Origin of the sequence: Streptomyces sp. R41, assembly GCF_041053055.1 — a bacterium.
Lineage (GTDB): Bacteria > Actinomycetota > Actinomycetes > Streptomycetales > Streptomycetaceae > Streptomyces.
Map to the genome: position 1 here is coordinate 2,630,702 of NZ_CP163443.1, position 11,828 is coordinate 2,642,529.

The following is an 11,828-nucleotide window of genomic DNA, read 5'->3' on the forward strand; positions in this document are numbered from 1 at the left end:
ATCACGCCCGGGCCGCGGGGGTTGGCGCGCACATGAGCAGCTGTGAGGCGCCGTCGTCCGAAGTCGGCGTGATCCGAAAGGCAGGCTCTAGCCGACCACCCGCCCGTTCAGCACCACCCGGCGCGGAGCCACGAGCACCCGTACGTCCGCCCGCGGATCCGCCTCGTACACCACGAGGTCCGCGGGCGCCCCCTCGTCGAGGCCGGGCCGGCCGAGCCACTGCCGCGCGCCCCACGTGGTGGCGGACAGCGCCTCGACGGGCGGGATGCCGGCGGTGACGAGTTCGGCGACCTCGGCACCGGCCAGCCCGTGCGCGAGTGAGCCGCCGGCGTCCGTGCCGACGTAGACGGGGATTCCGGCGTCGTACGCGGCGCGCACGGTGTCGTAGCGCCGCTCGTGCAGTCGTCGCATGTGCGCCGACCAGCGCGGGAACTTCGCCTCGCCACCGGCCGCGAGCTGCGGGAAGATCGCGATGTTCACGAGCGTGGGGACGATCGCGACTCCGCGCTCGGCGAACAGCGGGATGGTGTCCTCCGTCAGGCCCGTCGCGTGCTCGATGCAGTCGATGCCCGCCTCGACCAGGTCCCGGAGCGAATCCTCCGCGAAACAGTGCGCGGTCACCCGCGCGCCCAGGCGGTGCGCTTCGGCGATCGCCGCCTCCACGGCGCCGCGCGGCCAGCAGGCACCCAGGTCACCCGTGCCGCGGTCGAGCCAGTCGCCCACCAGCTTGACCCAGCCGTCGCCGCGCCGGGCCTCCTGGGCGACGTACGCGACCAGGTCCTCCGGCTCGATCTCCCACGCGTAGTTACGGATGTAGCGGCGCGTGCGCGCGATGTGCCGGCCCGCGCGGACGATCTTCGGGAGGTCGTCGCGGTCGTCGATCCAGCGGGTGTCGGAGGGCGAGCCGGCGTCCCGGATCAGCAGGGTGCCCGCGTCGCGGTCGGTCAGCGCCTGCTTCTCGGAGACGCCCTCGGGGACGGGGCCGTGGGTGTCGAGCCCGACGTGGCAGTGCGCGTCGACGAGGCCGGGCAGCGCCCAGCCCTCGACGGTACGGACGTCACGGGCGCCGGCGGGACGCTCGTACGAGATCCTCCCGCCGACGACCCAGAGTTCGTCACGGACGTCGTCGGGCCCGACGAGGACCCGCCCCTTCACGTGCAGCACCGCGCGATCGCTCATGACGGCACCCTAATTCCTGCGGAACGGCGAGGCGCTAGGACCCCTTTTCGGCCTCTTCCTCGACATCCGCCATCGCCGGGTCGAGGAGCCGGGACAGGAAGTGGCGGGTGCGCTCGTGGCTCGGGTTGCCGATGACCTGCGCGGGTGTGCCGTCCTCGACGATCACTCCGCCGTCCATGAAGACGACGCGGTCGGCGACCTCGCGCGCGAAGGTCATCTCGTGGGTGACGACCATCATCGTCATGCCCTCGTTCGCGAGCATCCGCATCACGGCGAGTACGTCGCCCACGAGCTCGGGGTCGAGCGCCGACGTCGGCTCGTCGAAGAGCATCACCTCGGGGCCCATGGCGAGCGCGCGGGCGATGGCGACGCGCTGCTGCTGCCCTCCGGAGAGGGAGGCCGGGTACGCGTCGGCCTTCTCCGACAGGCCCACACGCCGAAGGTTCTCGGCGGCGATCCGGGCGGCCTCCTCCTTGCCGCGCCGCAGCACCCGGCGCTGCGGCAGGGCCAGGTTCTCGGTCACCGACAGGTGCGGGAAGAGGTTGAACTGCTGGAAGACCATGCCGATGCGACGGCGTACGGCGTCGATGTCGACGTCGGGGTGCGTGACCTCCGTACCGCCGACGAAGACCTGGCCCTTGGTGGGCTCTTCGAGGAGGTTCACGCAGCGCAGCAGCGTGGACTTGCCGGAGCCGGACGGACCGATGACGCAGACGACTTCGCCCTGTCCGACCTCCAGGTCGATGCCGCGCAGGACTTCGTTGTCGCCGAAGGACTTGTACAGGTCCCGGACCTGGATCTCCGGCGTACCGCTCGTGCGGTGGGTCTGAGGAGCACTGCTCACTTGGTGGCCTCCCCGGCCTTGGCCTCCAGGCGGCGTACGACGAAGCCGAGCGGCACGGTGACCAGCAGATAGCACAGGCCCGCGACCAGGATCGGCGTGGAGTTGGCGGTCTGGCTGGCCAGATCGCGCCCGAACTTGGTGAGTTCGCGCTCCTCCAGGGTGACACCGAGGAACAGCACCAGCGAGGAGTCCTTGAAGAGGAGGACGAGTTCGTTGGTGAGCGGCGGGATCACGATGCGGAACGCCTGCGGAATGACGATCGAGACCATGGCCCGCGTGTGCGAGAAGCCCAGCGAACGGGCCGCCTCCATCTGTCCCTTGGGCACCGCCTGGATGCCCGCGCGGATCGTCTCCGCCATGTACGCGGCCGACACCAGGCCGAGCGCGAGCGCCACCTTGCCGTATGTGCCGCCGGGGATCTCCGTGCCCGGGAACGCCAACGGTACGGCGACACCCACGAAGACGAAGATCAGCAGGGCGGGCAGGCCGCGGAAGATCTCGATGTAGATACCGGCGAGCCAGCGGTAGGGGCCCACCGGGGACAGCCGCATCAGGGCGATGACCATGCCGAGCACGAGACCGACGACGAAGCCGGACATCGTGTAGAGCACGGTGTTCTTCAGCGCCAGTGTGATGACGTCCGGGAACATCTTCTTGACCAGGTCCCACTGCGCGAACTGGTTCTTCAGCCGATCCCAGTCGGCCGTGACCGCGAAGGCGATCACGGCGGCGACGAAGACGACGTACTGCACGCCACGCGACAGGGCGCGCTTCTGACGTCGGGTCAGGCCGGTCCTGCGGGGCTGGACTTGTGCGTCGGCACCGCTCATGAGGCGGACGGGGCGGCCGAGGCCGTGGACGCACCGGTTGCCGCGGGAGCGGTGTAGGGGCCGATCCACTGCTCGTACAGCTTCTTGTACGTGCCGTCGGCCTTCGCGTCCTTGATCGTCTTGTTGATGGCGGCGAGGAGCTTGGTGTTGCCCTTCTTCACCGTGAAGCCGTACTGCTCACCGGTGTTGAGGTTGTCGACCACCTTGAAGGCGTCGGCGTTGGCCTTGTCCTTCAGCCAGCCCTGGACGACCGGGTAGTCGATGACGACGGCCTGGACCTGGCCGGTGCGCAGGCCGTTGAGGACCGCGTCGGAGGACTCGAAGGAGACCGGGTCGAAGCCTTTCTTCGTCACGTAGTCCTCGCCCGTGGTCTGCGCCTGCGCGCCGAGCTTCTTGCCCTTGGACTTCACGTCGGCGAGGGAGTTGATGCCGCTCTTCTTGTCGACCAGGACGGCCTGGGTCGCGTCGAAGTACGGGTCGGAGAAGTCGACGTTCTTCTTGCGCTCCTCGGTGATCGTCATGCCGGCCGCGGCGAGGTCGCACTGGCCGGAGTTGAGGAACGCGCCCGTCTTGAAGGTCTCGAAGGGCGTGTCGACGATGGCCTGCTTCACACCGAGGTCCTTGGCGACCAGGTCGATGAGAGATACGTCGAAGCCCTCGTACTTGCCGTTCTTCTCCGACTGGAACGGCGGGTACGGGAGGTGCGTGCAGGTCGTGAGCTGGCCCGCCTTCACCACGGGGACCCCCTTGGCGGTGGCCTTGCCTCCTCCGCTGTCCGAGGAGCATCCGGCCACGAGCAGCAGCCCGGCCGTCGCGGTGGTGGCGGCCAGAATGCGGGTCCGGCGTCCGAGGACCGAGTTCACGGGGACCTCCTGTGGGGGAACTGTGGGTTCCGATTATAAGGAAAGGTTTGAGTTGCTCAAATCAATCCGATGGTTGCTGGGCCGTCCGGCCTCAGATCTGCTGCCGGGAGGGGGCCCGGTGGCCCTGTGCCGGCCCTAGGGTTCGGCGCATGAGCGCGCCGGCGCCGTACCTGGTGGTCGTCGGGTGGCGCGGGATCGCCTCGGGCGCCGCCGCTGACCGGCGGGCCCCTCCCCCGCCGCGTCCGGGGCCCACGGGATCGCCGGTTACGCTCGAATCCGGGCACTCGCGTGCTGGAAACGCGGACCCGCGCATTGGAACCGTGAGCGAAGAGAGCACCGCCGTGACCCATCCCTTCCTGGACCTGGCGCCGCTGAGCGCCGCGCACTTCGCGTCGATCGAGGACCGCGTGGCCCGGCTGCTCTCCACCGAGCAGGACGTCGTGATCATGCAGGGCGAGGCGCTGCTCCCGCTGGAGGGGGCCATTCGCGCCACGGCCGGGCCCGGTACGACCGCGCTCAACGTCATCACCGGTCCGTACGGGCAGACCTTCGGGGACTGGCTGCGGGACTGCGGCGCGACGGTGATCGATCTGGCGGTGCCCTTCCACACGGCCGTCACCGCCACACAGATCCGCGAGGCCTTCGCCGAGCACCCGTCGATCGACTTCGTGTCGCTCGTGCACGCGGAGGCCGCCACCGGGAACACCAACCCGGTCGCGGAGATCGGCGAGGTGGTGCGCGAGCACGGCGCGCTCTTCTACCTGGACGCGGTCGCGTCGATCGGTGCCGAGCCGGTGCTGCCGGACGCGTGGGGTGTCGACCTGTGCGTGATCGGGGCGCAGAAGGCGATGGGCGGCCCCGCGGGGGTGTCGGCGGTGTCGGTGAGCGAGCGGGCGTGGGCGCGGATGGCCGCGAATCCTGCGGCGCCGCGTCGCTCGTATCTCTCCTTGCTGGACTGGAAGCACAGGTGGGTCGACGGCGGGCGCAAGGCGTTGCTGCACGCGCCGGCGCAGTTGGAGATGCTCGCGCTCGAGGCGTGCGTCGAGCGCATCGAGGGTGAGGGACTGGCTGCGGTGATGGACCGTCATGCCTCGGCCGCGGCGGCGACTCGGGCGGGGGCCGTTGCCCTGGGCGGCGGGCTCGAGCCGTATGTGTACGCGGCGTCCGACGCCGCGCCTGTCGCCACGACGTTGCGGGTGCCGGTGGGGGTCGACGCGTCGGCGCTGGTCGCCAAGGCGTTGGCCGCGGATCCGGTGCTTCCGTTGGTTGCGGGTGGGGGTGCGCTCGCGAAGGAGATGATCCGGGTGAACCACTATGGGCCCGATGCGACTCGGGGGGTCGTGCACTCCAGCCTTGCGGGGCTGGGGGCCGCGCTGGCCGAGTTCGGCGTTCCGGTGGATCTGGAGGGGGCGCGGAGGGCTGTGGCGGGGATGTGGGGCTGAGGCCCGAGCGGTTGTTCGCCCCCTCCGCCCCTGCCCGTCCCGACCAGCCTTTCGGCTGCGGGTGCGTGGGGGTTGCTCGCGCAGTTCCCCGCGCCCCTGAAGGGGCGCGGGGAACTGCGCAATCTTTTAAGCGGGGGTCTGGGGGCGGCCGCCCCCAGGTACGGGACGGGCAGGGGCGGAGGGGGCGAAAAAATTCCGCTCGATACCCGCAGGAAATAGGGATCCCTCTCCCGCCTGTCCAGTAATTAATTCAGCGTAGCTTCCCGTATTCTTCTGCCCGCTTTCCGGGTGCCTAAACGCAAAGATTTCGCGAACGCCAACCAACGTAATTCGGGCAGATCTCGTGGCCATTACGTGGCTGTGACGCACTCCACACCCCGCCCGTTTCCTCCCCAATTTCCCGGGCAAAACGGGAGTTATCGCCGCCCCCTCCGCGGGCGCGCGATAACACATGGGCGCGCCGCACGTAACCCCCACCGACGATGCAATTTGAACTTTCCCTCGGTAAATTCAATCCGCATGACCGCCGCACACGCAGACCTGCAAGCGGAATTCCTGGAAATGCCGGAGGGCCTTCGGATAGACCGTCCGGAGGTGGCCGACGGGGCCACGCTCTGGCGTATCGCCAAGGACTCCAGAACCCTCGATCTGAACTCTTCGTACAGCTATCTCCTCTGGTGCCGTGACTTCGCCGGCACCTCGGCGGTGGCGCGCGACGCGGAGGGGACCCCCGTCGGTTTCGTCACCGGGTACGTCCGGCCCGAGCGCCCGCGCACGCTGCTCGTGTGGCAGGTGGCCGTCGACGGCGCGTACCGCGGGCGCGGGCTCGCCGCGGCGCTGCTCGACGGACTGACCGCGCGGGTCGCGGAGGAGAGCGAGCCGGCGCTGAACACCGTCGAGACCACGATCACGCCCGGCAACACCGCCTCCGAGCGCCTGTTCACGTCGTACGCGCGACGCCACGGCGCGACCGTCGAGCGCGAAGTGCTGTTCCAGGCCGGGCAGTTCCCCGACGGATCGCACGATCCCGAAGTGCTGTACCGCATCGGCCCCCTCTCCCCCCACTCCTCCCTCTCCCGCTGAACTCCCCCGATCTCCTTCTCCCCCCACGCTTCGAGGAGCGATTCGCTGTGAGCATCACCCAGCCCGACCTGAGCGTCTTCGAGACCCTGGAGTCGGAGGTGCGCAGCTACTGCCGTGGCTGGCCCACCGTCTTCGACCGGGCGCAGGGCAGCCGGATGTACGACGAGGACGGGCACGAGTACCTCGACTTCTTCGCCGGTGCGGGGTCGCTGAACTACGGGCACAACAACCCCGTGCTCAAACGGGCCCTCATCGACTACCTGGAGCGCGACGGCGTCACCCACGGGCTCGACATGTCGACGACCGCCAAGCGCGCCTTTCTGGAGGCCTTCCAGAACCTCGTCCTGCGCCCGCGCGATCTGCCGTACAAGGTCATGTTCCCGGGACCGACCGGCACCAACGCCGTGGAGTCCGCGCTGAAGTTGGCGCGGAAGGTGAAGGGGCGCGAGGCCATCGTGTCGTTCACGAATGCCTTCCACGGGATGTCCCTCGGATCGCTCGCCGTGACCGGCAATGCCTTCAAGCGGGCGGGCGCCGGGATTCCGCTCGTGCACGGCACTCCGATGCCGTTCGACAACTACTTCGACGGGCAGGTCCCCGACTTCCTCTGGTTCGAGCGGCTGCTCGAGGACCAGGGGTCGGGTCTCAACCAGCCCGCCGCGGTCATCGTCGAGACCGTGCAGGGCGAGGGCGGCATCAATGTCGCGCGGCCCGAGTGGCTGCGCGCCCTCGCCGATCTGTGCCGGCGGCGCGACATGCTGCTGATCGTCGACGACATCCAGATGGGCTGCGGACGGACGGGGGCGTTCTTCTCCTTCGAGGAGGCGGGCATCGTGCCCGACATCGTGACCGTCTCCAAGTCCATCAGCGGGTACGGGCTTCCCATGTCCCTGTGCCTGTTCAAGCCCGAGCTGGACATCTGGGAGCCGGGCGAGCACAACGGCACCTTCCGCGGCAACAACCCGGCGTTCGTGACGGCCACCGCGGCCCTGGAGGCGTACTGGGCCGACGGCTCCGCCATGGAGAAGCAGACCCGCGCCCGCGGCGAGCAGATCGAGCAGGCGCTGATCTCCATCACCGAGGAGAACCTCGCCGACGTCAAGGAGTACCGGGGGCGGGGACTCGTCTGGGGCATGGAGTTCACGGACAAGGAGCGCGCGGGGCGTATCGCGCAGCGCGCCTTCGAACTCGGGCTGCTCATCGAGACGTCCGGGCCGGAGAGCGAGGTCATGAAACTCCTCCCGGCGCTCACCATCACCCCCGACGAGCTCGACGAGGGGCTGCGCACCCTCGCCCGCGCCGTACGCGAAACCGCCTGAACACCCGAGCCACGAGAGAGAGGCATCGCACCACCGTGATAGTCCGTTCGTTCAAGGACATCGAAGGCACCGACCGGCACGTCAGGTCGGCCTCGGGCACCTGGGAGAGCAAGCGCATCGTCCTCGCCAAGGAGAAGGTCGGCTTCTCCGTGCACGAGACGATCCTGTACGCGGGTACGGAGACGTCGATGTGGTACGCGAACCACATCGAGGCCGTCGTGTGCGTCGAGGGCGAGGCCGAGCTCACCGACGACGAGACCGGGCGGAAGTACACGATCACGCCCGGAACCATGTACCTCCTCGACGGCCACGAGCGGCACACGATGCGGATCAAGGAGGACTTCCGCTGCATCTGCGTCTTCAATCCGCCCGTCACCGGACGGGAGGACCACGACGAGAACGGCGTCTACCCGCTGCTCACCGAACCCGAGGAGGTCTGAGGCCCCATGACCACCATCACCGACCTCTACCCCAGTCGCGGCGCCACCGAGGTGTCCGTGCCCCGCCAGGACCCGGTCGTGTGGAGCGCGCCGGGCGAGCCGGGACCGATCGCGGTGTCCGAGCTCCAGGCATACGAGCGTGACGGCTTCCTCCCCGTCGAGGAGCTCATCACCGAGAACGAAGTCGCCGTGTACCGCCAGGAGTTGGAGCGGCTCGTCACCGATCCCGCGATCCGCGCCGACGAGCGGTCCATCGTCGAGCCGACGTCGCGGGAGATCCGGTCCGTCTTCGAGGTGCACCGGATCAGCGAGGTCTTCGCCCGTCTCGTCCGTGACGAGCGCGTGGTCGGGCGGGCCCGGCAGATCCTCGGCTCGGACGTGTACGTCCACCAGTCGCGGATCAACGTCAAGCCGGGGTTCGGGGCCAGCGGCTTCTACTGGCACTCGGACTTCGAGACCTGGCACGCCGAGGACGGTCTGCCGAACATGCGGACCGTGTCCGTCTCGATCGCGCTGACCGAGAACTACGACACCAACGGCGGCCTCATGATCATGCCCGGGTCGCACAAGACGTTCCTCGGGTGTGCGGGGGCCACACCGCAGGACAACTACAAGAAGTCGCTGCAGATGCAGGACGCGGGCACGCCCTCCGACGAGGCGCTCACCCGCTTCGCCACCCGGCACGGCATCAAGCTCTTCACGGGCAGGGCCGGTTCGGCGACCTGGTTCGACTGCAATTGCATGCACGGCTCGGGGGACAACATCACGCCGTTCCCGCGCAGCAATGTCTTCATCGTGTTCAACAGCGTGGAGAACGCGGCCGTGGAGCCGTTCGCGGCGCCGGTGCGCAGGCCCGAGTTCATCGGGGCCAGGGACTTCACGCCGGTGAAGTAGCGGTGACGTAACAGGGCACTCGAAGGGCGGTTGGCCCGGCACTTCCACAAGTGCCGGGCCTACAGCCACGCCAGTGACGCGGCCCTCTCCAGTACGTCCCTGATCGCGGCCTCGTCCCCCGCCGCGCCCCGGGGCACCTCGTCGGGTGCGTACCGCCCGCCCACCAGCAGGCAGAAGTCGACGGGATCCAGGACGAGTTCGGCCTGTACGGGCTCGTCCTCGGAACCGAGCACCCACTGGGCGTCGGGCTCTCCCCCGGTCACCGCGAACAGCACCGGCGGCGCCGTCGGGCCCAGTGCCATGCCGAGGATGCGGACGGCCAGCCGGACGAGTTGCCACAGGTGCGGATCCGGGGGCGGGGGCACGGTGAGCCCGAGGGCCCGCCCGATGTCGTCGGTGTGGATCCACGCCTCGAAGGCCCGCACGACGAAGTGGTCCGCGACGGGCAGCCGTACGCCCATCAACGTGGTGGCGTGCGCGGCCCGCTCGGGATCCCTCGCCTCGGGCGTGGCCAGCAGCGCACCGGCCTGCGCGGTCCACGCGGCAACCGTCTCCTCGGGCGTACGCCCCTGCTCGTACGCGATCACGTCGGCGGTCCGCGCGGCCCAGGCGTCGGCCCATCCCGCCCCCTCCGCGATCCGGGACTCGGGCACCCGCGCCGCAAGGCCCAGTCGTCGCGCCAGCGGCTCGTCCGCCGCGATCAGATGAGCGACGACGGCATGCACGTCCCAGTCGTGCACGACCGGCGTACCCCAGGGGCCCTGAGAGTCCAACTCCCGCAGCAGCGCACGGAGTCCGGCGACGGCGGCGGCGTACGGGGCGGCGTGCGAGGCCACGCGGGGCGCCGCGGGACGGGCGCGCAGGGCGACGGTGAGGACGCCGTCGATGCCGGCCGGGGCGCCGTTCGCCAGGGGTGGCCGTGGTGCGCCGTCCAGCAGCCGTACCGTCTCCCGCAGCCGTTCCGCCTCCGCCGCGCAGGACTCGCATTCCGCCAGGTGCAGGGGGACCGTCTTCTCGTCGGCGGGGGTCAGCGCGCCGACCGCCCAGGCCGCCAGCAGGTCCCGTACACCTTCATGGTCGGTGCTCATCACGTGCCGCCCTTCCGGGCCACGGCCGGCATGGTGGCCGCACCTCGCCCCGCTGTGGCCACCATACGCACGCCCGGCCCGGCCGGGCCCACCCGCGCCGCCATCACGCACCCCTCTCCAGTGCCGGATCCGGTGGGTCGGCCAGGGATTCGGCGAGTTTGCGCAGGGCGGAGCGCAGCCGGGTCTTGGCGGTGCCTTCCGGGATGCCCAGTTCCACGGCGGCCTGCCGATAGGTGCGGCCCGCGAAGTAGGCGAGGTGGACGACTTCCCTTTGTGGCTGCGGGAGTTCCGCGAGGGCGGTGTGCAGCAGCAGCGAGCGTTCGCGGTCGACGACCGTCTCGTCGGGGCCGGGTCCGGCGTCGGGGATGGCGTGCAGCGCCGAGTCGTCCGCGCGGGCGTCCTTGCGATGCCTGGCCTCGCTGCGCACCCAGTCCACGGCCCGCCGGTGGGCGAGCATGGACAGCCAGGTGCGCAGCGAGCCACGGCGCGCGTCGAAGGCGTACGGCCTGCTCCACAGCTGCGCGAAGACCTCCTGCGCCACGTCCTCGGCGGCGGCCGGGCTGCGGGTGACCCGGACGGCGACCCGTCGCACGAGCCCGCCGTACGCCGCGTACGCCTCGGCCAGCGCGGTCTCGTCCCCGTACACCAGCCGCCGATGCAGTTCGGCGTCCGTGAGCGTCGGATCCACCGGCACCACCACCTCGTGGTGCCTTCCTAGCGCCCTCCCGCACCCCGCGCCAGAGGGCGAGCCCCTCAGCCGGACAGGACGTCCAGCAGCCGGTCGACATCCGCGGGCGTGTTGTACAGGTGGAAGGCGGCCCTCAAGTTGCCCGCACGGTCCGACACTTCGACACCGGCGCGGCTCAACTCGGGCTGACGGACACCGAGTTCGGGTACGGAGACGATCGGTGAGCCGGGAGCGGGGATCGGCTCGTGTCCCAGGGCGCGCAGACCCTCGCGGAAGCGGCCGGCGAGGGCGAGGTCGTGGGCGTGTACGTTCGCCACGCCCAGCTCCTCGATCAGGGCGAGGGAGTGCCGGGCGCCGGCGTACGAGAAGAGGCTCGGGCTCTCGTCGAACCGCCGTGCGGAGTGGGCGAGTTCCTCGACGGGGCCGTAGCAGCTGTCCCAAGGGGCCTCCCCCGCGACCCAGCCCGCGAACACCGGGGTGAGCCCGCCGAGGTCCTCCGGGACGACCAAGAAGGCCACGCCACGCGGGCAGACGAGCCACTTGAAGGCGACGGAGGAGAGATAGTCGTACGCGTCCGCCCGCAGCGGCAGCCATCCGGCGGCCTGGGACGCGTCGATGTACGTACGCGCCCCGTGCGCCCGCGCGGCTTCGCGGATCCCCTCCAGGTCGGCGACCCGCCCGTCCGCGGACTGCGCGGCGCTGACCGCGACGAGCGCCGTGCCCGGGCGCACTGATTCGGCCATCCGCTCCAGCGGTACGGCACGGACCTTGAGGTCGCCGCGGACATGGAAGGGGGTCACGACGGAACTGAAGTCCGCCTCGGCGGTGAGGACTTCCGCGCCCTGCGGCAGCGAGGCCGCGATCAGCCCGCTGTAGACGGCGACCGAGGCCCCGGCCGCCACCCGGCGTCCGGGAACCCCGACCAGCCGGGCGAACGACGCGCGGGCGGCCTCGACGTCCGCGAACATGTCGGCCGGCCGGCCGGCGGCGACGGACTCGACGGCATCGCGCATGGCTGCCACCGTGCGCGCCGGTACGAGTCCGGTGCTCGCGGTGTTCAGGTAGGTGTTCTCCGGGGCGAACTCGGCACGTACGAGGCTCTCGAAGGTCTCCATGGGACCACTCTGCGGTCCCAGGAACCCCCCGTCCATTGCCGAT

General features: G+C 70.2%; 12 protein-coding genes. 5 read left to right on the top strand and 7 right to left on the bottom strand.

What is annotated here, in order from left to right; translation table 11 throughout:
* Window positions 1-87: 87 nt before the first annotated feature.
* From AB5J53_RS12390 to AB5J53_RS12405, 4 genes are read right to left on the bottom strand one after another with little or no spacing between them, the layout of a single operon-like run.
* Window positions 88-1,179, bottom strand: coding sequence for an amidohydrolase family protein (locus AB5J53_RS12390; RefSeq protein ID WP_369245679.1), 1,092 nt, complete (start codon window positions 1,177-1,179; stop codon window positions 88-90).
* 34 nt (window positions 1,180-1,213) lie between these two features.
* Window positions 1,214-2,023, bottom strand: a complete 810-nt coding sequence (locus AB5J53_RS12395; protein WP_369245680.1) for an amino acid ABC transporter ATP-binding protein — start codon at window positions 2,021-2,023, stop codon at window positions 1,214-1,216.
* A complete protein-coding gene (locus AB5J53_RS12400; RefSeq protein WP_369245681.1) occupies window positions 2,020-2,853 on the bottom strand; it encodes an amino acid ABC transporter permease in 834 nt (277 codons plus the stop codon). The genes AB5J53_RS12395 and AB5J53_RS12400 overlap by 4 nt, the downstream gene beginning before the upstream one ends.
* Window positions 2,850-3,716 carry a transporter substrate-binding domain-containing protein gene (locus AB5J53_RS12405; protein WP_369245682.1) on the bottom strand — a complete coding sequence of 289 codons (867 nt, stop codon included), beginning with the start codon at window positions 3,714-3,716 and terminating at the stop codon, window positions 2,850-2,852. The genes AB5J53_RS12400 and AB5J53_RS12405 overlap by 4 nt, the downstream gene beginning before the upstream one ends.
* A gap of 341 nt (window positions 3,717-4,057) precedes the next feature.
* Between AB5J53_RS12405 and AB5J53_RS12410 the strand changes: the two genes are divergently transcribed.
* From AB5J53_RS12410 to thpD, 5 genes are all read left to right on the top strand, one after another.
* On the top strand, window positions 4,058-5,158 hold the full coding sequence (locus AB5J53_RS12410; RefSeq protein ID WP_369252189.1) for an alanine--glyoxylate aminotransferase family protein: 1,101 nt from the start codon (window positions 4,058-4,060) through the stop codon (window positions 5,156-5,158).
* Window positions 5,159-5,677: 519 nt separating this feature from the next.
* A complete protein-coding gene (gene ectA / locus AB5J53_RS12415) occupies window positions 5,678-6,241 on the top strand; it encodes a diaminobutyrate acetyltransferase (protein ID WP_369245683.1) in 564 nt (187 codons plus the stop codon).
* Window positions 6,242-6,288: 47 nt separating this feature from the next.
* A complete protein-coding gene (ectB, locus tag AB5J53_RS12420; RefSeq protein WP_369245684.1) occupies window positions 6,289-7,560 on the top strand; it encodes a diaminobutyrate--2-oxoglutarate transaminase in 1,272 nt (423 codons plus the stop codon).
* 35 nt (window positions 7,561-7,595) lie between these two features.
* Window positions 7,596-8,000 (top strand): ectoine synthase, encoded by a 405-nt coding sequence (locus AB5J53_RS12425; RefSeq protein ID WP_189187471.1) that lies wholly within the window; start codon window positions 7,596-7,598, stop codon window positions 7,998-8,000.
* Between the two features lie 6 nt (window positions 8,001-8,006).
* The gene (thpD, locus tag AB5J53_RS12430; protein WP_369245685.1) at window positions 8,007-8,894 is read left to right on the top strand and encodes an ectoine hydroxylase; all 888 of its coding nucleotides are present in this window, start codon (window positions 8,007-8,009) and stop codon (window positions 8,892-8,894) included.
* Window positions 8,895-8,953: 59 nt separating this feature from the next.
* Here thpD and AB5J53_RS12435 read toward each other — a convergent pair whose 3' ends face one another.
* The 3 genes from AB5J53_RS12435 to AB5J53_RS12445 form a co-directional block, all read right to left on the bottom strand.
* Window positions 8,954-9,982, bottom strand: a complete 1,029-nt coding sequence (locus AB5J53_RS12435) for a maleylpyruvate isomerase family mycothiol-dependent enzyme (RefSeq protein ID WP_369245686.1) — start codon at window positions 9,980-9,982, stop codon at window positions 8,954-8,956.
* Window positions 9,983-10,085: 103 nt separating this feature from the next.
* On the bottom strand, window positions 10,086-10,682 hold the full coding sequence (locus AB5J53_RS12440; RefSeq protein WP_369245687.1) for an RNA polymerase sigma factor: 597 nt from the start codon (window positions 10,680-10,682) through the stop codon (window positions 10,086-10,088).
* Window positions 10,683-10,735: 53 nt separating this feature from the next.
* Window positions 10,736-11,821: an aminotransferase class V-fold PLP-dependent enzyme gene (locus AB5J53_RS12445; protein WP_369245688.1), complete on the bottom strand. Its 1,086-nt coding sequence runs from the start codon at window positions 11,819-11,821 to the stop codon at window positions 10,736-10,738.
* Window positions 11,822-11,828: the final 7 nt, after the last annotated feature.